Annotated in this window: 15 protein-coding genes and 1 pseudogene; 8 read left to right on the top strand and 8 right to left on the bottom strand. The window is 60.3% G+C overall.

The genetic code is table 11. The annotated features are described in order from the left end of the window. Nucleotides 1-74 precede the first annotated feature (74 nt). Nucleotides 75-2,003: an ATP-dependent DNA helicase RecQ gene (locus PSH91_RS25525; protein WP_305466928.1), complete on the bottom strand. Its 1,929-nt coding sequence runs from the start codon at nucleotides 2,001-2,003 to the stop codon at nucleotides 75-77. A gap of 251 nt (nucleotides 2,004-2,254) precedes the next feature. Between PSH91_RS25525 and PSH91_RS25530 the strand changes: the two genes are divergently transcribed. Continuing rightward, nucleotides 2,255-3,319: a S8 family peptidase gene (locus tag PSH91_RS25530; protein ID WP_076383278.1), complete on the top strand. Its 1,065-nt coding sequence runs from the start codon at nucleotides 2,255-2,257 to the stop codon at nucleotides 3,317-3,319. Between the two features lie 148 nt (nucleotides 3,320-3,467). Beyond that, nucleotides 3,468-3,821 (top strand): DUF1493 family protein, encoded by a 354-nt coding sequence (locus PSH91_RS25535; RefSeq protein ID WP_047226847.1) that lies wholly within the window; start codon nucleotides 3,468-3,470, stop codon nucleotides 3,819-3,821. A gap of 170 nt (nucleotides 3,822-3,991) precedes the next feature. On the opposite strand, the gene PSH91_RS25540 is transcribed toward PSH91_RS25535, so the two are convergent. From PSH91_RS25540 to PSH91_RS25550, 3 genes are all read right to left on the bottom strand, one after another. Beyond that, nucleotides 3,992-5,536 carry a phosphoenolpyruvate carboxykinase gene (locus tag PSH91_RS25540; RefSeq protein WP_047226846.1) on the bottom strand — a complete coding sequence of 515 codons (1,545 nt, stop codon included), beginning with the start codon at nucleotides 5,534-5,536 and terminating at the stop codon, nucleotides 3,992-3,994. Between the two features lie 178 nt (nucleotides 5,537-5,714). Next, on the bottom strand, nucleotides 5,715-6,617 hold the full coding sequence (gene hslO, locus PSH91_RS25545) for an Hsp33 family molecular chaperone HslO (RefSeq protein ID WP_076383277.1): 903 nt from the start codon (nucleotides 6,615-6,617) through the stop codon (nucleotides 5,715-5,717). Nucleotides 6,618-6,766: 149 nt separating this feature from the next. After that, nucleotides 6,767-7,171 carry an RNA-binding S4 domain-containing protein gene (locus PSH91_RS25550; protein ID WP_047226844.1) on the bottom strand — a complete coding sequence of 135 codons (405 nt, stop codon included), beginning with the start codon at nucleotides 7,169-7,171 and terminating at the stop codon, nucleotides 6,767-6,769. Nucleotides 7,172-7,464: 293 nt separating this feature from the next. Here PSH91_RS25550 and PSH91_RS25555 point away from each other — a divergent pair, with 293 nt between their 5' ends. After that, on the top strand, nucleotides 7,465-7,887 hold the full coding sequence (locus PSH91_RS25555; RefSeq protein ID WP_230682611.1) for an ATP-dependent zinc protease: 423 nt from the start codon (nucleotides 7,465-7,467) through the stop codon (nucleotides 7,885-7,887). Further along, nucleotides 7,884-8,789, top strand: a complete 906-nt coding sequence (rimK, locus tag PSH91_RS25560) for a 30S ribosomal protein S6--L-glutamate ligase (protein WP_047226843.1) — start codon at nucleotides 7,884-7,886, stop codon at nucleotides 8,787-8,789. The genes PSH91_RS25555 and rimK overlap by 4 nt, the downstream gene beginning before the upstream one ends. 122 nt (nucleotides 8,790-8,911) lie before the next feature. Here rimK and PSH91_RS25565 read toward each other — a convergent pair whose 3' ends face one another. Continuing rightward, on the bottom strand, nucleotides 8,912-10,225 hold the full coding sequence (locus tag PSH91_RS25565) for an ATP-binding protein (RefSeq protein WP_047226842.1): 1,314 nt from the start codon (nucleotides 10,223-10,225) through the stop codon (nucleotides 8,912-8,914). 113 nt (nucleotides 10,226-10,338) lie between these two features. Further along, a complete protein-coding gene (gene ompR / locus PSH91_RS25570; protein ID WP_025211284.1) occupies nucleotides 10,339-11,079 on the bottom strand; it encodes a two-component system response regulator OmpR in 741 nt (246 codons plus the stop codon). A gap of 355 nt (nucleotides 11,080-11,434) precedes the next feature. Here ompR and PSH91_RS25575 point away from each other — a divergent pair, with 355 nt between their 5' ends. From PSH91_RS25575 to gshA, 3 genes are all read left to right on the top strand, one after another. After that, a complete protein-coding gene (locus PSH91_RS25575; RefSeq protein WP_047226841.1) occupies nucleotides 11,435-13,759 on the top strand; it encodes a Tex family protein in 2,325 nt (774 codons plus the stop codon). Continuing rightward, entirely contained in the window at nucleotides 13,759-14,142 is a 384-nt protein-coding gene (locus PSH91_RS25580; RefSeq protein WP_047226840.1) for a PaaI family thioesterase, read from the top strand. Before PSH91_RS25575 ends, PSH91_RS25580 begins: the two co-directional genes overlap by 1 nt. Nucleotides 14,143-14,414: 272 nt before the next feature. Next, on the top strand, nucleotides 14,415-15,998 hold the full coding sequence (gene gshA, locus PSH91_RS25585; protein ID WP_305466929.1) for a glutamate--cysteine ligase: 1,584 nt from the start codon (nucleotides 14,415-14,417) through the stop codon (nucleotides 15,996-15,998). 119 nt (nucleotides 15,999-16,117) lie between these two features. On the opposite strand, the pseudogene mgrA reads toward gshA, so the two are convergent. Next, a pseudogene (gene mgrA, locus PSH91_RS25590) lies at nucleotides 16,118-17,145 on the bottom strand (L-glyceraldehyde 3-phosphate reductase); the annotation flags it as partial. Nucleotides 17,146-17,417: 272 nt separating this feature from the next. On the opposite strand from mgrA, the gene PSH91_RS25595 reads away from it, so the two are divergent. Beyond that, nucleotides 17,418-18,158 carry an SDR family oxidoreductase gene (locus tag PSH91_RS25595; protein WP_047226837.1) on the top strand — a complete coding sequence of 247 codons (741 nt, stop codon included), beginning with the start codon at nucleotides 17,418-17,420 and terminating at the stop codon, nucleotides 18,156-18,158. A gap of 12 nt (nucleotides 18,159-18,170) precedes the next feature. On the opposite strand, the gene betT is transcribed toward PSH91_RS25595, so the two are convergent. Then, the gene (gene betT / locus PSH91_RS25600; RefSeq protein ID WP_171061300.1) at nucleotides 18,171-20,132 is read right to left on the bottom strand and encodes a choline transporter BetT; all 1,962 of its coding nucleotides are present in this window, start codon (nucleotides 20,130-20,132) and stop codon (nucleotides 18,171-18,173) included. Between the last annotated feature and the right edge of the window lie 209 nt (nucleotides 20,133-20,341).

Below are 20,341 nucleotides of genomic sequence, written 5' to 3' on the forward strand. Positions count from 1 at the left end.
CTCACCTTAGTCAGCCGCAGAATATTTTTGAAATTTATTCGTGTGATGGCGGGCATTCATCGGATGGATGCGGATTACAAAGCCGCTTGAACCCAGTGGCGAACTTCGGCGTACGGGTAATCCTCCAGCTGCGCATATCCTGGAATCGTCCGTGCCTTCAGTTTGGTGAACAACGGCACGCTGATGCCGCAGAGGAACCGGGTCACCCGCTCCGCAGAGGGTGCACTGCCGGTATGCTGCTCGTGCCTGTTGATAAAGTCGCCACACAGTGCGTTGAAGTCTCTGTCCACCAGTACTGGTGATGGTGGTGGCTCCGGCAGACGGGCAACGTGTCCATGGCACACCGAACAATGACCACAGCGCTGCGGTGCACTTTCATCGCCGAAATACTGGGCCAACCGATAACCGAGGCAATGATCGGTGGCGAACAGTTCGAGCATCGCGTGGATCCGCGCGATCTCCCCACGCTCGTGCCGGGTGAAATAGTCGTGCAACTCTGCACTCAGTGCCTGAACGTCGAACCCTGCTTCAAGCACGTTATACACCTCGGTCATCTGTTTGCTTTCCAGCTCGATCCAGCCCTTTTCCTGAAAGTAATCCAGCGCCTTGACCACGCGGTTACGCTCGGCGTGATACAGCTGGTACATCCCGTCGAAATCCACCGTGGCCCAGGTACGAGCACGGCTGGAGGTCTGGATGATGGCCGAGACAAACGCCTGACGCTCCCCTTCGAAGTGCTCGAGCAATGCCTGCGGCTCGATCAGAAACTTGAAGCGATACTCCGCGAAATAGGCATAACGCGGCGCGATCAGCCGGCGCAGTTCCAATTGCACCAGCAGCGTCTTGAGCGGCAGTTGCCGGATGTTGCTCTTGTCCGCCAGCGGCCCCAGCAAAAACTCCCATTGGCCATCGGCCGCTGCGGCCTTCAACTCATCAAGCACGCACCGAATACCCGCCAGCTCCGGCGTATCACCATAAACAAAGTTTTCCAGCACGTTGAGGCTGTCACGGTTGGCCAGGACCAGACAATCGGACGGCAACCCGTCACGCCCCGCCCGGCCGATCTCCTGGCTGTAGTTCTCGATGGATTTAGGCAGGTCGAAATGCGCCACGTTGCGGATATCACTCTTGTCGATACCCATACCGAAGGCGATGGTCGCAACGATGCAATTGCACTGCCCGCCCATGAACCGGCGCTGGATGGCTTCGCGTTGTTCATGAGGTAAGCCGGCGTGATAAGCCTGGGCCTCAATCCCATGCTGGCTCAGGTGCTCGGCAATCTGCTCGGCGGTTCGCTGCAAGGTGACATAGACGATGCTCGGCTGTCCGGCTCGCTCGCCCAGCCATTGCACCAGTCGCCGCCGCTTATCCGCGCCGCGCACCGGTTCCACCAGCAGGTTGAGGTTAGGTCGATAGAAGCCGGTGGTGACCACATCGTCGGGGGCGATGGCGAACTTCGCCTGCATGTCCGCGATGACTTTGGGCGTTGCGGTGGCCGTCAACAGCAACACCTGGGGAATGTCGAACTGACGCTGGTAGTCAGGGAGCTTGAGGTAGTCGGGACGAAAGTTATGCCCCCATTCGGAGATGCAGTGGGCCTCATCTACCACCAGCAACGAGATCGGTACCTGCTGCAGGAAATTGCGAAAGCGCTCGTTCTTCAGCCGCTCCACCGAAATCATCAGAATCTTCAACTCGCCCGAACGGGCCCGTGCCATGACCTCGCTGGCTTCGTCACGACGCTGGACTGAATCGATACTCGCCGCCGCAATGCCATGGCGATGCAGGAACGCCAGTTGGTCCTGCATCAGTGCCAGCAGCGGCGAGACCACCAGGGTCAGATGCGGTAATAGCAGGGCCGGCAATTGATAGCACAGGGACTTGCCCGAGCCGGTAGGAAAAATGGCCGCTGCCGACCGACCGGCAAGTACTGCGCTGACGGCAGCTTCCTGACCGGGGCGAAACTGCGGATAACCGAAAACCTGTTCCAGGGTGCTGTGCATAGGCGGTCACTCCTTGACTGCTGCGATGCCAAAAGCCTAGCCGGACGGCGCAGGGAGTCGAGAAAAGGTTTGGGGGAAAAACGATACCGGATGATACAGCCTCAGCGCCTTTGTGCTTTGCCACGAGGCGATACAAATCCAGGCACTTTGATGCCTCGTTCCCGTTTCGCTTGCAAGGTAAGGTGCGCCATCCACTCATGCGTTACAGGCCTGGAAGCCTGGCGCTCAAGACTCCGCTCAAGGACTGAACCATGTCACATCCATTTTCCGCGCTACGCACCCTGGCGCTAACGTCGGCCTCACTGCTGGCCGGTTGCTTGACCATTCCAGCACAACCCGACATGCGAACCACCGTGTTCGAAACACCGGAATACCGCGCCCAGCAAGGTCTGGCCATCGTCAGAGCCTCAGCTCTGTATGCCCGGGGTGGCACCGGCCGGAACGTGACCGTGGCGCTGATCGACTCTGGACTGAACAGCAGGCTGACGGAGTTCGAGGGCAGGCTGGGTGACCCCGGATTCGACCATGTCGAAAACCGTCCCGGTACCCTTGACCGGGTCGGGCACGGCACGCAAATGGCCGGTATCCTCGCCGCCAACAAGGACGATCAGGGCATGCATGGCATCGCGTTTGAGGCCAGGTTGATCCCCTTCCGTTTCGGCGACGACAACGAACCGTTTTTTTTCGACAGCGAAATCGCACAGTCCTGGCAAAGCGGTTTCGACAAGGGCGCGCGCCTGTTCAATAACTCGTGGGCCAACGCCATCCCCGCCACCGAAATCACTGAAGCACGTTACAACCAGGTGATGCCCGACTCCCTGACCGCTGCCCGAAAACTGGTGGAAGACGGCGCCGTATTTGTCTTCCCGACCGGCAATGAGCTCAAGCGCGAGCCCTTGGCCGAACCTGGGTTACCGGCAGCATTGCCGGAACTGGAGAAAGGCTGGATCGCGGTCGTGGCGTTGAAAAACGATGGCAGCACCATCAATGGAAAATCCAACTATTGCGGCGTCGCAGCCGCCTGGTGCATCGCCGTACCCGGCGGCGACGCAGGTCCACAGGCAGGCCTGCTTACCGTGGGCAAGGATGGCCGTTACGTGCAAACCGCCGGCACATCCCCGGCCGCCGCGTTGGTCAGTGGCGCACTGGCTGCGCTGCAAAGCCTCTACCCGCAGCTCAACGCACAGCAAGTGCGCGAACATCTGCTGGCGACAGCCAACCGCACTGGCATCTACGCCAACAGCGAAGCCTACGGCAGAGGGTTGATGGACCTTGAGGCGGCCTCACGACGCGCCCCAGGACCGCTGGCTGACTGAACCAAGAGCCGCTACCGCTCGCGGCTGTCGAAGCCTCCCGGACAGTTCCGAGACGGTCGTGGGATATTTCTTCTTTTTCCAACGGGCAAAGATTTCGCCCTAAACTTTCCACCTATACAGACGCCACCCTCAGCCCGGACATTTTTTCATGTACCTCGCCCCAGATTTTCCTGACGACCACGCCATGCGCCAGCTCATGGAACTGCTCCATGAAGAAATCGGCCTGCCGGAGCGCAAGACAATCCGTCTGGACACCGCCATCAATCTCGACTTGGGCTGTGACGGCGCGGACGCTCGGCATCTGATGGAAGCATTGGAGGAGCGGTTCGCCCTCGACCTCATTGACTACGACGCGTACCGCTACTTTCAGCCGGAAGGATTTGATGTGTTTCAAAAGCGCAGGGCCAAGGGCCGTGGCAGCAAGGTGCCACTGACCATTGGGATGCTCTACAAGGCAATCAAGGCTCAGCGCTGGGAGACGCAGGAAGTGGAAGGGGTGTAGCCGAACGGCACGCATTAAGTGGCATTATTCTGGCTGTTTACCGTGATTCCAGGTGGAATAATGGCTGCTTTCGAGCCGGGAGCAGCACAGCATTGCATCCGCCCCCTCAAAAGCCGTCCATAAAAAAACCGCCCTGAAAAGGGCGGTTTTTTTCATTCGCGAACCAAGCCTTACAGCTGCGGCCCAGCGGCCTTGATCGCGTCGCTCACTTCAAACTTCTTGAAGTTCTCGATGAACAAGCCGGCCAATGCCTTGGCGGCTTCGTCGTACGCAGCCTTGTCGGTCCAGGTGTTGCGTGGGTTCAACAGGCCAGTCTCAACGCCCGGAACGGCCAGCGGCACGTCCAGGTTGATGATGTCCAGGTGCTCGGTTTCAGCACCGATCAGCGCGCCGCTCTGAATTGCCGCGATCACCGCACGGGTGGTCGGGATGTTGAAGCGCTTGCCGACGCCGTAGCCACCGCCGGTCCAGCCGGTGTTGACCAGGTAGACCTTGGAGCCGAAGCCGCGGATACGCTTGATCAGTAGCTCAGCGTATTCACCGGCAGGACGTGGGAAGAATGGAGCGCCGAAGCAGGTGGAGAACGTCGATTTGATGCCGCTGCCCGAACCCATTTCAGTCGAGCCCACCAGTGCGGTGTAACCGGACAGGAAGTGGTAGGCCGCTTGTTCTTCACTGAGGATCGACACCGGCGGCAGTACGCCGGTCAGGTCGCAAGTCAGGAAGATCACTGCGTTTGGCTCGCCACCGAGGTTTTTCGGTGCGCGTTTTTCGATCAGTTCACGCGGGTACGCGGCGCGGCTGTTCTGGGTCAGGCTGTCGTCGGCGTAATCGGCTTTCTTGGTGACCGGGTCCAGAACGACGTTTTCCAGTACGGCGCCGTGCTGGATGGCTTTCCAGATAACCGGCTCGTTCTTCTCGGACAGGTCGATGCACTTGGCATAGCAACCGCCTTCAATGTTGAAGACCACGCCAACACCCCAGCCGTGCTCGTCATCACCGATCAGGTAACGGCTTTCATCGGCGGACAGCGTGGTTTTGCCCGTGCCCGACAGACCGAAGAACAGGGTGACATCGCCCTCTTCGCCCATGTTGGCGGCGCAGTGCATAGGCAGTACGTCAACCGCTGGCAGCAGGAAGTTCTGGACGGAGAACAGCGCTTTCTTCATTTCACCGGCGTAACGCATGCCGGCGATCAGTACTTTCCTGGCCGCGAAGTTGATGATCACGGTGCCGTCGGAATTGGTGCCGTCGCGCTCAGGCTCGCAGACGAAGTTCGGCGCGTTGAGGATCTGCCATTCATCCTTGCCACCGGCGTTGTACTGCTCGGGGTTGATGAACAGGCAGCGACCGAACAGGTTGTGCCAGGCAGTCTCGGTGGTCATCTTGACCGGCAGGTAGTGCGCAGGGTCGGAACCTACATGAACATGGGAGACAAAACGCTCACGCTCGCCCAGATAGGCTGCTACGCGGTCCCACAGGGCGTCGAACTTGTCGGCCGGGAACTTGCGGTTGATCGGGCCCCAGGCAATGGCGTCCTGGGTGGTCGGCTCTTCAACGATGAAACGGTCAACCGGTGAACGACCGGTACGATGACCGGTGCGAACAACCAGCGCGCCAGTATCGGCAAGCTCGCCTTCACCGCGACTGAGGGCTTCTTTGACCAGATCATCGACACTCAGATCGGTGTACACGGCGTTATTGGCTTGCGTCATGAGATTCCCCGTCGGCCTGTGGCCGAGTGCTCCAAACGTTTTGTAGTAGGAAGTCGCGCACTACTACCCGAAAAAAGTGGGCCGGATTATGCCAGAAAAGCCCAAAAAAAGTAGGGCCCTCCCGTCAGTACGGCGTAAATCCGGCGTTTGCCAGGAGATTTACCTGCGCTGAACCGTTTTAGTGACGAGTATCTGACGGTGTGTCGACACCCGCACCGGCGAACAATTGGGCGATGTCCGCAGCGTCGAACAGGTAGCGCTCGTTGCAAAACTGGCAATCGATCTCGATGGCGCCACCATGCTCGATCACCAATTGCTGCGCATCTTCCAGACCCAGACTGACCAGCGCATTGCCGGAACGTTCACGAGAGCAGCTGCATTGGAAGCGCAACGGCTGAACGTCGAACAGGCGGACCTGCTCTTGATGGTAGAGACGATGCAACACGGTTTCGTTGTCCAGGCTCAGTAGCTCATCGGCGCTCAGGGTGCTGGCCAGAGCGGTGATGTGCTGCCAGCTGGCGTCACGTTCTTGCTGGTCGCGAAGGCGATCGGCGGGCAACTGCTGCAGCAGCAAACCACGGGCACGCCGCCCGTCGGCATAGAGCCAGAAGCGAGTGTTGGTCTGTTGCGACATGACGAAGTAGTTGGTGAAGCATTCAGCCAGAGACGTGCCATCGAGATCGACAATACCCTGGTAGCGCTTGCCGTGGGTTGGATCGACCGTCAGCGCCAGCACGCCATCGGGCATCATGTCGGCCAGGGTCGCGTCGGGGGCGATCTGCTCGGCGTGATAACGGGCCAGGCCACGGATCTCGCGTTCGCTGGAGCATTCGATCATCAACAATGGCACCGGGCCTTCGGAACGGGCCTGGAGAATCAGCAAGCCATCGAATTTCAAGGTGCCGACCAGCAGCGCCGCAGCCGCCATCAGTTCACCGAGCAGTTGGGCGACCGGTTCCGGATAGGGATGCTTGGCAAGAACTTCGGCGTAGCTACGCTCCAACGCCACCAGTTCGCCACGAGTGTCGCTGTCATCGAAGATGAAGCGTTGGGTGTAGTCGGTATCCGGCAAATCAGTCATAGGGTCTGGTATCTGAGGTGATGACAAAGGATGAAGGGCATTTTATGGACATTCCGGGTGGGTTCCAAGCAAGGCCAGGGTTTGTCGGACGGGATGGGGCTGACTGCGCATCCGAGCCACAGGCACTGCGGCCTTAAATTGCCGATCTTTTATTCGCTATTGCTGCCATGAAACTTGAACAGATCCCGACGCTGCTTCTTGCTGGGCTTGCCATCGGTGCTGACCCCCAAGGCGCCGGCCTTGCGCTGGGCGGCTGCGGTTTCGCGCCGGGCGATACTGGCTTCGGTCTCGCGATACAGCGCCTGCGCTTCCGGCGCGCCGCGGCGCACGATCGACAGGGCTTGGACAACCACGGTTTTTTCGTCGAACCCGGTGCGAATGACATATTCGTCGCCGATGCGAGGCTCCTTGCCCGGCTTGCAACGTTCGCCCCGGTGATGGACCTTGCCGCTTTCGATGGCGGTCTTGGCCAGGGCGCGGGTTTTATAGAATCGCGCTGCCCACAACCATTTATCGAGACGGACCTTGTCGTCTTCTTCCTTTTTTTGTGCCACTGCAATTCCTCTTTCAGCCAATAGTCAGAACTGTACTACCGTTTTTGTCGAGCGCACGAATTCGGTCCGACAGATAGAATGTCGGCCGAACTGACTTGCGGCACGATGCGGGCCGGTATCGGTTACGAGCGGAAACAGGTGTGTAGATAACTGTCGCCATTTTGTGATTATTCTGCGTGAATACCGCGATTCGCGGGCTCCACGATCCGATGTACTGATCGCAGGTTTTTTTATTGAAGACTTTTGACCATCTGACCGTTGTCGGTCTACGCGAGTGGGTGGCGCTCCCGGATCTGGGTGTCGCGGGCCTGCGGGCAAAAATCGACACCGGCGCCAGCACCTCCAGCCTGCACGCCACCGACATCGAGCCGTTCGAGCGCGACGGTGAAAAATGGGTGCGCTTCACCGCGCATCTGGGAACGGTGGTGCAGTTGCGCCATCGTCGCTGCGAAGCCCCATTGGTGGCGCGCAAAACGATAAAAAGCTCCAACGGCCACGCCCAGGTTCGCTACGTGATCAGCACGACGCTGGCACTGGGGGATCGGATCTGGCGAGTCGAGTTCACGCTTGCCTGCCGCAAGTCCATGCGATATCGCCTGTTATTGGGTTCCAAAGCCTTGATCGACGGCCAGTTGGTGGTCAATCCGGGCATCAAATACGTTCAAGACAAGCCGGTGTTCCCGGTGTCCACTACCTCTGCCACAGGTGTTGCATGAAGATCGCTGTGCTGTCGCGTAATCCGCGTCTGTATTCCACTCGTCGCCTGGTTGAAGCCGGGACCGAACGTGGCCATGAAATGGTGGTGATCGATACCCTGCGCGCCTACATGAACATTGCCAGCCACAAGCCGCAGATCCACTACCGTGGCAAGCCGCTGGAAGGGTTCGATGCGGTGATCCCGCGCATCGGTGCGTCGGTAACGTTCTATGGTTGCGCCGTGTTGCGCCAGTTCGAAATGATGGGAGTATTTCCCCTCAATGAGTCCGTGGCCATCGCCCGCTCCCGGGACAAGTTGCGCTCGCTGCAATTGTTGTCGCGCCGTGGGATCGGCTTGCCGGTGACCGGTTTTGCCCACTCTCCCGACGACATTCCCGACCTGATTGCCATGGTCAACGGCGCGCCACTGGTCATCAAGGTGCTGGAAGGCACCCAGGGTATCGGCGTAGTGCTGTGTGAAACCGCGACGGCCGCCGAGTCGGTGATCGAAGCGTTCATGGGCCTGAAGCAGAACATCATGGTCCAGGAATACATCAAGGAAGCCGGCGGCGCGGACATTCGCTGCTTCGTGGTCGGCGACAAGGTGATCGCTTCGATGAAGCGCCAGGCCAAACCCGGGGAATTTCGCTCCAACCTGCATCGCGGCGGTAGCGCGAGCCTGATCAAGATCACGCCGCAAGAGCGCATGACTGCCCTGCGCGCCGCTAAAGTCATGGGCCTGGCCGTGGCGGGTGTAGACATCCTGCGTTCCAATCACGGGCCGCTGGTGATGGAGGTCAACTCCTCGCCGGGCCTGGAAGGGATCGAAACCACCACGAGCAAGAACGTGGCGGGGATCATCATCGAGCATCTGGAAAAAAACGGCGGGCCGAACATGACCCGGACCAAGGGTAAGGGTTAACTCATAGGTGGGAGCGAGCCTGCTCGCGATGGCGGCGTGTCAGTCAACATCAATGCTGCTGATCCACTGCTATCGCGAGCAAGCTCGCTCCCACATCAGTTCTTGAGCAAACGGGTGTATCCCTATACCGCATCCCTAGGCAACAACAGCCCCAACGGCAACCTCACCCGCGCTTCCAGACCACCACCGGCGCGGTTGCGCAATTCGACATTGCCGCCGTGCATCGAAGCGATGCGCTTGACAATGGCCAGGCCCAATCCCGTGCCTTTTCCGCCCCGGGCACGGTCGCCCCGGGTGAAGGGGTTGAAAATGGCTTCCAGTTCCGACGGATCGATCCCGGCACCACGGTCCATGACGCTGAGCACCACATAAGGTGCGCTGGTATCACCGGAAACATAAGCCGCCACTTCGACGCCCGTGCCGGCGTGATTCAAGGCATTGCCAATCAGGTTATTCAGCAATCGCTTCATCGACACCCGGCGCAGCGGGAACGGCTGGATCGGCTCCAGGCGCAGGTGCACTTTTTCGCAGTTCTGGTTATAGGGCGCGGCCACTTCCCGTACCAGCTCGCTGAGATCGACTTCTTCCACGGACTCGTCCCGACCGTCGCGAATGAACGCCAGGAACTGATCGAGAATCGCGTCCATGTCTTCGATATCGCGGACCATTTCATCGGTCAGGTCGGTGTGCTCGCCCATCAACTCCAGCGACAGCCGTAAACGGGTCAACGGTGTGCGCAGGTCGTGGGAGACGCCCGCAAGCATCAGTTCACGCTCGCGTCCGGCCTGCTCGACGTCCTCGGCCATCTGGTTGAAAGCGCGGTACACCTCGGTCATTTCACTGGGAGTGTCGCTGATGGGCAATCGCACGCTACGGCCCTGGCCCAATTGTCGGGCCGCGTAGACCAGACGCTTGAGCGGCTGATTGAGCTGGCTGACGAAGATCCACGCCGAAGCGGTCGACAACAGGCCGATGGCCAGGAACCAGCCAAGCACGTTCCAGATTTTCTGGCCGCGCAACGGGTGGGGGTACAACGGTACCTTCAACCAGCCATCCCCCAGGCTCGGCGCACGGACCCACAGCGCCGGAGGCGAGTGCATACGCAAGCGCACTTCGGTATCGGCGCCGAGTTCGTCCTGCATCTGCCGTTGATAGATCTCGCTGTAAGGCCAGTGTTGTTCGCCTTCCGGCACGCCAGCGCCAACCACCCGGATCAGGGTCGCCGCTTCGGCGATCTTCTCCCGGTTGGCTTCGTCGGCGGCCCAATAGGCTCGAAGGGTCAAGGCAACGCCGTGGCTGTACTGCCGGTCCACCAGCACATCTTCGTTCATCAGCAAGTAGACGAGCGTCAGTGCCTTGGAAAAGAGCACGACAATCAGCACCAGCCAGAGGGTGCGGGAGAAGAAGCTCTGGGGGAACCAAACGGGGGTTTTCATGAATAGCCGCTACACACTTGCAGGAGCGAGCGATGCTCGCACAATAACGGACCGCGAGTCGCCTGCAGGAAGAAATTCAACCCGCCAGGCCACCCGCTCCTACAAATCACCGATCACTTGCTGGCGGCGCCATCCGGCACGAATACATAACCCACGCCCCAGACAGTCTGGATATATCGCGGCTTGGAAGGATCAGGCTCGATCATCCGGCGCAGACGGGAAATCTGCACGTCGATGGATCGCTCCAGCGCATCCCATTCACGGCCACGGGCCAGGTTCATCAGCTTGTCGCGGGTCAGCGGCTGACGGGCGTTCATCACCAGGGCCTTGAGCACGGCGAACTCACCGGTGGTGAGCATGTGTATTTCATCGCCGCGCTTGAGCTCGCGAGTGGCCAGGGACAGTTCATAGTCGCCGAAGGTCACGCTTTCATCTTCGCTGCCCGGGGCGCCAGGCACCGGGGCCGACTGACGACGCAACACCGCCTTGACCCGGGCCATCAGCTCGTCCGGGTTGAACGGCTTGGCCAGGTAATCGTCAGCGCCCAGTTCCAGACCCTTGATACGGCTCAGCTCATCGCCCTTGGCCGTGAGCATGATGATCGGGATCTGGTTGTTCGCGCCACGCAGGCGACGGCAGGCTGTCAAACCGTCTTCACCTGGCAGCATCAGGTCGAGGACCACCAGGTTGAAGACCTCACGGGCCAGCAGCCGATCCATTTGCTCGGTGTTCGGTACGGTGCGGGCACGGTAGCCCTTGCTGACGAAAAAGCGCTCCAGCAGGCTGCTCAGCCCCGGATCGTCGTCAACAATAAGAATTTTTTCGCCTTCAGCAGTTTGTGCAGTGCTGCTCATAGGAAGCTCCTTTGATCTCGGCGCGCATTATGGCCTAGCTGCCGTTATACGCACCGTGTGCATTGTTAGCAGATTTTTCCTCTATCTCCAGTCATCCGGGTATCGAGCCTACAGACCACGACGCCCCCTAAGAACGCAACGCTGGTTATAATGCGCGGCCTCTTGTGCCAGGGAATGTCGGATCGTGATCCCGACCCATCGTTTTTTCCCTTGCCAGGCAGCACTTTCTGAATTTCGCGGGTCAACAGGCAGCCTCTTGACCCAGGCAGCGGCGCACGCCAGGCCGCTCAACCAGTCTCGCCGAGCCCGGTTTCTGCGGTGACGAGTCTGATTTCACAATTTTTCAGGTGGTTTTATGGACAGCATCAACAGCCGCATCGCCGAGGAACTCGGCGTACGCCCACAACAGGTCGAAGCGGCCGTCGCGCTACTGGATGAGGGCTCCACGGTGCCCTTTATCGCCCGTTACCGCAAAGAAGTGACCGGCAGCCTCGATGACACTCAATTGCGTCATCTGGAAGAGCGCCTGCGCTACTTGCGAGAACTCGACGAGCGGCGCGTCAGCATCCTGGCCAGCATTCAGGAACAGGGCAAGCTGACCCCGCAACTTGAGCGTGACATCAAGCTGGCCGACACCAAGACCCGTCTCGAAGACCTGTACCTGCCCTACAAGCAAAAACGCCGCACCAAGGGCCAGATCGCCCTGGAGGCCGGCCTCGGCGAGCTGGCCGACGGCCTGTTCAACGACCCGACCCTGTCCCCGGAAACCGAAGCCGCGCGTTTCGTCGATGCCGAAAAAGGTGTGGCGGACGTGAAAGCCGCGCTGGAAGGTGCCAAGTACATCCTTATGGAACGCTTCGCCGAAGACGCCAACCTGCTGGAAAAACTGCGCAATTACCTCAAGCAGGAGGCTACCCTCAGCGCCCGCGTGATCGCCGGCAAGGAAGAGGAAGGCGCCAAGTTCCGCGACTACTTCGAACACGACGAACCGCTCAAGAGCATGCCGTCCCACCGCGCCCTGGCAATTTTCCGCGGCCGCAACGAAGGCATTCTCAGCTCCGCGCTGAAGGTGGGCGATGAGTTGCCCGGCACCATGCACCCGTGCGAAGGCATGATCGGCCAGCAGTTCGGCATCCAGAACCAGAACCGCGCCGCCGACAAATGGCTGGCCGAAGTGGTGCGCTGGACCTGGAAGGTCAAGCTCTACACCCACCTGGAAACCGATCTGCTGGGCGAGCTGCGCGACAACGCTGAGACAGAAGCGATCAACGTCTTCGCTCACAACCTGCACGACCTGCTGCTGGCCGCACCGGCCGGGCCGCGCGCCACCCTGGGCCTGGACCCGGGCCTGCGTACCGGTTGCAAAGTGGCCGTGGTGGACTCCACCGGCAAGCTGCTGGACCATGCCACGGTCTACCCCCATGTGCCGCATAACAAGTGGGACCAGACCCTCGCCGTGCTCGCCGCGCTATGCGCCAAGCATTCGGTGGACCTGATCGCCATCGGCAACGGCACCGCCAGCCGGGAGACCGACAAACTGGCCGCCGAACTGATCAAGAAATACCCGGCCATGAAGATGACCAAGGTCATGGTTTCCGAGGCCGGCGCTTCGGTTTATTCGGCGTCGGAACTGGCCTCCAAGGAGTTCCCGGACCTGGACGTGTCGATTCGCGGGGCGGTGTCCATCGCCCGTCGCCTGCAGGACCCGCTGGCGGAACTGGTGAAGATCGATCCGAAATCCATCGGTGTCGGCCAGTACCAGCACGACGTTTCCCAGTTGAAACTGGCCCGGGGCCTGGACGCCGTCGTGGAGGATTGCGTGAACGCCGTGGGCGTGGATGTGAACACCGCTTCGGTAGCGCTGCTGGCGCGCATCTCCGGCCTCAACGCCACGCTGGCGCAGAACATCGTCACCCACCGCGACGAACACGGTGCGTTCAAGACCCGCGCCGCATTGAAGAAAGTCCCGCGCCTGGGTGAAAAAACCTTCGAGCAGGCCGCCGGTTTCCTGCGCGTCATGAACGGCGACAACCCGCTGGATTCGTCGGCTGTCCACCCTGAGGCCTATCCACTGGTGCAACGCATCGCCGCCCAGACCGACCGCGACATCCGTTCGCTGATCGGTGACGCCGCGTTTCTCAAGCGCCTGGACCCGAAAAAATTCACCGACGAAACCTTCGGCCTGCCCACCGTGACCGACATTCTTCAGGAACTGGAGAAACCCGGCCGCGACCCACGCCCCGAGTTCAAGACCGCCGAGTTCCAGGACGGCGTCGAAGACCTCAAGGACCTGCAGCCGGGCATGATCCTCGAAGGCGTGGTGACCAACGTCACCAACTTCGGGGCCTTCGTCGACATCGGCGTGCATCAGGATGGTCTGGTGCACATCTCCGCGCTGTCGGAGAAATTCATTAAAGATCCGCGCGAAGCGGTGAAGGCCGGTGATGTGGTGAAAGTGAAAGTCATGGAAGTCGACATCCCGCGCAAACGCGTCGGTCTGTCGATGCGCATGAGTGACACACCGGGCGAGAAAGTCGACGGTGCCCGCGGCGCTCGTCCGGGCTCGACACCGCGCCAGTCGCAGAACACCGCGCCGCGCAAGGAAACCGCCACTGCGGCCCCGGCGAACAACGCCATGGCCTCGCTGTTCGCCAACGCCAAGCAGTTGAAGAAACGCTGATGGACGCGCCAGCCGGGTTGGTGGAAAGCGCGTTTTTCAAGCTGCTCGGCTGCCGTCTGCACAGCCTGGGGGACGGGGTGGCGCAAGTCGCCCTGAGCCTTGAGCCACCGCTACGCAACCGTGGCGGCAAGCTGCACGGCGGCGCGCTGTTCAGCCTGGTGGACATCGCCATGGGCCTGGCTTGTTCCAGTGTCCACGGTTTTGACCAGCAGAGTGCGACCATCGAATGCAAGATCAACTACATCCGCGCCGTCTCCGACGGTGAGGTGCTCTGCACGGCCCGGGTCATCCACCCGGGTCGGCGCACGCTGGTGGTTGAGGCCGAGGTGATGCAAGGCGACAAACTGGTCGCAAAAGCACAAGGCACGTTCGCAGTCCTATAGCTCCCTGTCATCGATTTGGGTTAATTTCGGCGCTGCGAATGCGGCATCGATATCCCCTGTGGGAGCGAGCCTGCTCGCGATAGCGGTGGAGCAGTCAATGTAAAGTTGACCGACATACCGCTATCGCGAGCAGGCTCGCTCCCACAGAGGGGCCGCGACGAATTGTCTTTGGCCACACAAAAACCAGGCGAAAACGCCAGTTTTAACTTCACCCTTGTAGACCGTCGTGACCACCCCCATATTGGGGCGACTGACGCGTGAAGGAATTCAACTTGAGCGACCTTTTAAACCGCCGCCTGGCTCTGCTCGGCGAGCGCGCCAACCTCTCCCTGCTCGAGCAGTGCCTGCACGGCATCGAACGTGAATGCCTGCGCGTCACGGACACAGGGCATCTGGCGCAGACCCCGCACCCCGAGGCCCTGGGCTCGGCGCTGACCAACGAGCAGATCACCACCGACTATTCCGAGTCGCTGCTGGAGTTCATCACCCCGGCCCAGGCTGACGTGGCCGATACCTTGCGCAGCCTCGACAAGATCCACCGGTTTGCCTACAGCAAACTCGGCAACGAGTACCTGTGGAGCCCTTCGATGCCGTGCCCGCTGCCAGCGGAGGAGGACATCCCGATCGCGTATTACGGCACCTCGAACATCGGTCGGCTCAAGTATGTCTACCGCCAGGGTCTGGCCCTGCGCTATGGCAAGACCATGCAATGCATCGCCGGGATCCACTACAACTTTTCCCTGCCGGAAAAACTCTGGCCGCTGCTGCGTCAGGCCGAAGCCGTTGAAGCGAGCGATCGTGATTTCCAGTCATCGGCCTACATCGCGCTGATCCGTAATTTCCGTCGCTACAGCTGGTTGCTGATGTACCTGTTCGGTGCCTCGCCGGCTCTGGATGCCGGCTTTCTGCGCGGCCGTCCGCACCAGTTGGAACAATTGGATCCGGACACCTTGTACCTGCCGTACGCCACCAGCCTGCGCATGAGCGACCTGGGTTACCAAAGCAACGCCCAGGCCGGCCTGACCCCCTGCTACAACGACCTGGCAAGCTATACCGACAGCCTGCGCAAGGCGGTGGCGACACCGTACGCGCCCTACGTCGAAGTCGGCACGCATAAGAATGGTGAGTGGGTGCAGCTCAACACCAATATTTTGCAGATCGAAAACGAGTACTACTCCAACATCCGCCCAAAACGCGTGACCTATACCGGCGAGCGCCCGATCCAGGCGTTGATGGCTCGAGGCATCCAGTACGTCGAAATCCGTTGCCTGGACATCAACCCCTTCCTGCCGATGGGCATCGACCTCACCGAATCGCGCTTCCTCGATGCGTTCCTGCTGTATTGCGGTCTGAACGACAGTCCGCTCCTGGAAAACAACGAATGCAGCAATGCGACGAAAAACTTCCTGACCGTGGTCAAGGAAGGCCGTCGGCCAGGTTTGCAATTGCAACGCCAAGGGCAATCGGTGGACATGCAAGCCTGGGCTATCGAGCTTCTGGAGAAGATCGCGCCATTGGCCTCGCTGCTCGACGAGAGCCAGGGGGGCGACGCCCACCGCCAGGCACTGGACGCGCAATTGGCGAAGGTGCGGGACCCGTCACTGACCCCCTCCGCCCAAGTGCTGGCGGCCATGGCAGAACACCAGGAAAGTTTCGCCCAGTTCTCCCTGCGCCAGAGCAAGGCCCACGCCGAATTCTTCCGCGCCGAGCCGTTGCCTGCCCAGGAACAGAGCGCATTCGAAGAAAACGCTCGTCAATCCCTGGCTCAGCAAGCCGAGCTTGAGCAGAACGAAGTGGGGGATTTCGATGTGTTTGTAGGGGCGTACCAGGCGAGCATCCTGGCGATCAGTAACTAGGCACACCTCGCCGACGAGCGAACACCTGTGGGAGGGAGCAAGCTCCCTCCCACAGGGTTTTGTGTACAGCCGGCCATTTCTGGCGGATCGGCTGATTGGCTCAAGTCACTACTCCGCCGCGACGAAGGCTTCTCCCACAGATTGATCCCGCCCTCCTGGGCAAACGGTCGATCTGCGCCAGTTCTTCAGCGCTAAAACTCAGGTTCTTCAACGCCCCGACGTTCTCGATAATCTGCTCCGGCCGACTGGCGCCGATCAGCGCAGAGGTTACCCGTGCGTCGCGCAGGGTCCAGGCCAGGGCCATTTGCGCCAGGCTTTGCCCGCGACGCTGGGCAATTTCATTGAGGGCGCGTACATGGGCGATGTTCTCCTGCGACAGGTGCGAAGCCTGCAACGAACCACCACCCGGGCGATTGACCCGCGCATCGGCCGGAATGCCTTTGAGGTACTTGTCGGTCAGCAGGCCCTGGGCCAACGGCGTAAAGGCAATCACACCCGTGCCCAGTTCATCGGTGGCGTCCAGCAGGTCCTTTTCCACCCAGCGATTAAGCAGGTTGTAGGCCGGTTGATGGATCAGCAGTGGGACCTTCCACTCTTTGAGTAGCGCAGCCATTTCCCGAGTCTTCACCCCGGAATACGAAGAGATGCCAATGTACAACGCCTTGCCCTGCTGCACAGCCGTGGCCAGCGCACTGGCAGTTTCTTCCAGCGGGGTGTCGGGGTCGAAGCGGTGGGAATAGAAGATATCCACATAGTCCAGGCCCAGGCGTTGCAGGCTCTGGTCCAGGCTGGCCAACACGTACTTGCGCGAACCACCACCCTGGCCGTAAGGACCCGGCCACATGTCCCAACCGGCCTTGCTGGAGATGATCAACTCATCGCGATACTGCTTGAAGTCTTCGCGCAGCAACCGACCAAAATTGATCTCGGCGCTGCCGTAGGGCGGGCCGTAGTTGTTGGCCAGGTCGAAGTGATTGATACCCAGATCAAACGCCGTACGCAGCAGCGAACGCTGCGTGTCGATCGGCGTGCTGTCGCCGAAGTTGTGCCACAACCCCAACGACAGCGCCGGCAGCACCAGCCCGCTGCGACCGACACGGCGGTAAGGAATGGACTCGTAGCGGTTTTCGGCAGCGGTGTAGGTCATCGAAAGGCTCTCTGTTCGGGTGGCTGGTACAAGGGGCAAGCTAACACCTCACAGACGCATTCGTCAGGCCGAAAGTTCGCATATCAGGTGTGGGGGCTGGATGCCGGCGCAGGTGATCTGCCGCAGATTGGCCACGCATCGGCCAATCAACGAGGCGTCATGCAGCGCGCTTATTGTTTGTAATTACTGAACAGTCAAGGCAGCCGTCGGGCATTTATCGCTGAGGGTAAACATGTGAATCTGGCGTCATCCACTTCAAAAGGAGCCCTCTTATGCCCTCTCCAACCGCCAAAGTTGCCATCGTAACCGGCGCCTCCCGCGGCATCGGTGCCGAAATCGCCAAGCAATTGGCTCTCGATGGCTATGCCGTCGCCATTAACTACGCCAACAGCGCCGCCGAAGCCTCGAAGCTGGTGGTGCAATTGCGCCAGGCCGGTCACCAAGCCATAGCGATCAAGGCAGATGTGTCCTCTGCCGTCGACGTCCGGCGGATGTTCGATGAAACCGAAGCGCAACTGGGCAAGGTGGATGTGCTGATCAATAACGCGGGTACCCTGCAAGTGATGCCCTTGGCCCAGCACAGTGACGAGTTGTTCGACCAGACGTTCGCCATCAACACCCGCGGCACCTTCAACACCCTGCGCGAAGCCGCAACCCGTTTGAACGACGGTGGCCGGATCGTGAATTTTTCCAGCAGCACCGTTGGCCTGAACCTGCCCGGTTATTCGGTGTACATCGCCAGCAAGGCCGCCGTCGAGTCACTGACACAGGTGTTTGCCAAGGAACTGCGCGGCCGCCAGATCACGGTCAACGCCGTGGCGCCCGGCCCGGTTGCTACCGAACTGTTCCTGCATGGCAAGAGCGAAGAACAGATCCAGAACTTCGCCAAAATGCCGCCCCTGGAACGCCTCGGCCAGCCGGAGGACATCGCCAGCATCATATCCTTCCTGGTCAGCCCGGCCGCCGGCTGGGTGAACGGGCAAATTCTGCGAGCCAACGGCGGCCTGGTCTGAGGTTTCGCCCGATCAGCGCACCAGATGCAGGAACTGCATGTGCCGCTCGTATTGGTCGAGGATGTCGTTGATGACCTGCTCCTTGGTATAACCCACCAGATCGTAGTCCTGGCTGCCTTCGCTCAGGTGCACTTCGGCGCGGTAGTAACGGCGGTTGTTGAGTTCCTTGGAGCCCATGCCGCCGCGGGCGAAGGACGGCGTGAAGTAGCCGCGCATCTGCACCTGGTAGATGAACGGATGCTGCTCGCCGTGGCCGATTTCCAGGCTGACGCTGTCGTTGGCCGGGTCTGGCTGGGTCACCACTGTCAGACCTTTCTCGGCGAACACCGCCTTCACCTCTTCGATGGCCGGGCGCACCGTGGTGTCGAGAAAACGGTACACCTCATCGCGGGACGGGAAATGCACCGCCTGACTCAAGCGCTGTCGCCAGCCGCCCGTACCCCGTCGAGAAGCTGACACCGGCGCCAGCGAATGCAACTGCGCAATCTGCTTCTGGGACTCGAGGTAAAACGCCTTGTGCAGGCCCCACATCATCAGCAGCAGAATCAGCGAGAACGGCAAGGACGTCAGCACCACTGCCGACTTCAAGGCATCGATACTGCCGGAGAACAGCAATGCGCTGGTCACCAGGGCAGTCATCGCCCCCCAGAACACCCGCAGCCATTTGGGCCCGTCTTCATCGGGGTTGCCGCCCTTGGCCGACAACGTGGAAAGCACCACGGTGCCGGAGTCGGCTGACGTGACGAAGAACACAAAACTGATAAACACGGTGACCGCGATGACGGTCTTGCTCCATGGATAGGTTTCCAGCAGCAAATAAAGGCTCATCGACGGGTTTTCCAGGGCCGACATACCCAGGGCACTCATGCCGTGGTTCAGCACTTGGTCAATGGCGCTGTTACCGAAGATCGACATCCACGCCAGGGTGAAGCCAAGGGGAATCAGCAGCACGCCAAACACGAACTCACGGATAGTGCGCCCACGGGAAATGCGCGCAATGAACAACCCCACGAACGGCGACCACGCAATCCACCAGGCCCAGTAGAACACCGTCCAGCCGCCCAGCCAGTCGCTGGGCTCGTCGTAGGCATACACGTCAAAACTCTTCATCGGCAGGGCGCCGAGATAATCGCCGATGTTCTGGATCAACGTGTTGAGCAAATGCTGGGTAGGTCCGGCAAACAGCACGAACAGCAGCAATGCGCAGGCCAGCAGCATGTTGATGTCGGACATGACCCGCACGCCTTTATCGACACCGGCCACCGCCACAATGATTGCCGCGCCCATCATCAGCACGATCAGGCCGACCTGAATCCACTGGGTATGGGCGATGCCGAACAGGTAATCGAGCCCGGAATTGAGATGCAGCACCCCAAACCCCATGTCCGCGCCGAGGCCGAACACGGTCGCGATGATGCCGAAGCCGTCCACCGCGTAGCCGATGGGACCGTTAATACGTTTACCGATCAGCGGGTACAGCGCTGAACGCAGGGCCAGCGGCAAATTGTGCCGGTAGGCAAAGTACGCCAGGGCCATGCCGACGAAAGCAAACACGCCCCAGCCGTGCAGGCCCCAGTGCAGAAACAGGATCTGCATGGCCTGGCGCGCGGCATCTGCGGTACCGGCCTCGCCTTGCGGTGGCTGAACCAGATGGGTCAGCGGTTCGGAGACACAGAAAAAAAACAGCGTGATGCTGATACCGGCAGCGAACAGCATGCCAGCCCAGGACAGGTAACTGAATTCGGGCTCGTCGTGGTCGGCACCGAGCTTGATCTTGCCGTAGCCGGACAAGGCGGTGACCACCACGAAGACCAGATACAGGGTCATCGCCAACATGTAATACCAGCCGACCGTATTGGCCGCCCAGTTCTGCGCCGCCAGCAGCCAGGCACCCGCCTGCTCCGGCACGGCGATGACCACCAGGCCGAACAGCAGAATGAAGGTCGCGGCAAAGTAAAAAACCGGCGGATTCATGCGGACCAGGCCGCTGGGTGGAAGGGACGAGGCACTCATGAGCGATGTACCCCGGAAAGCGGAATCGTGAAAATCGAAAACGGACTCGGCAAAGGCAAGCCTCCTGTTGTGAGCGGGCAGCAAACCGACGGTTTAACTTGAATGAACGTTCAAGTTAAACATGAATAGGTAGCTAAGGACTAATCGCACGGCTGGATGGCATGTTTCCT

The organism is Pseudomonas sp. FP1154, assembly GCF_030687245.1.
Taxonomy (GTDB): domain Bacteria; phylum Pseudomonadota; class Gammaproteobacteria; order Pseudomonadales; family Pseudomonadaceae; genus Aquipseudomonas; species Aquipseudomonas rhizophila.

Bases quoted from the DNA above. Each gene is read 5' to 3' on its own strand.
- PSH91_RS25525 (WP_305466928.1), bottom strand. From the start codon at position 2,003: ATGCACAGCACCCTGGAACAGGTTTTCGGTTATCCGCAGTTTCGCCCC.
- PSH91_RS25530 (WP_076383278.1), top strand. From the start codon at position 2,255: ATGTCACATCCATTTTCCGCGCTACGCACCCTGGCGCTAACGTCGGCC.
- PSH91_RS25535 (WP_047226847.1), top strand. From the start codon at position 3,468: ATGTACCTCGCCCCAGATTTTCCTGACGACCACGCCATGCGCCAGCTC.
- PSH91_RS25540 (WP_047226846.1), bottom strand. From the start codon at position 5,536: ATGACGCAAGCCAATAACGCCGTGTACACCGATCTGAGTGTCGATGAT.
- hslO (WP_076383277.1), bottom strand. From the start codon at position 6,617: ATGACTGATTTGCCGGATACCGACTACACCCAACGCTTCATCTTCGAT.
- rimK (WP_047226843.1), top strand. From the start codon at position 7,884: ATGAAGATCGCTGTGCTGTCGCGTAATCCGCGTCTGTATTCCACTCGT.
- PSH91_RS25565 (WP_047226842.1), bottom strand. From the start codon at position 10,225: ATGAAAACCCCCGTTTGGTTCCCCCAGAGCTTCTTCTCCCGCACCCTC.
- ompR (WP_025211284.1), bottom strand. From the start codon at position 11,079: ATGAGCAGCACTGCACAAACTGCTGAAGGCGAAAAAATTCTTATTGTT.
- PSH91_RS25575 (WP_047226841.1), top strand. From the start codon at position 11,435: ATGGACAGCATCAACAGCCGCATCGCCGAGGAACTCGGCGTACGCCCA.
- PSH91_RS25580 (WP_047226840.1), top strand. From the start codon at position 13,759: ATGGACGCGCCAGCCGGGTTGGTGGAAAGCGCGTTTTTCAAGCTGCTC.
- PSH91_RS25595 (WP_047226837.1), top strand. From the start codon at position 17,418: ATGCCCTCTCCAACCGCCAAAGTTGCCATCGTAACCGGCGCCTCCCGC.
- betT (WP_171061300.1), bottom strand. From the start codon at position 20,132: ATGAATCCGCCGGTTTTTTACTTTGCCGCGACCTTCATTCTGCTGTTC.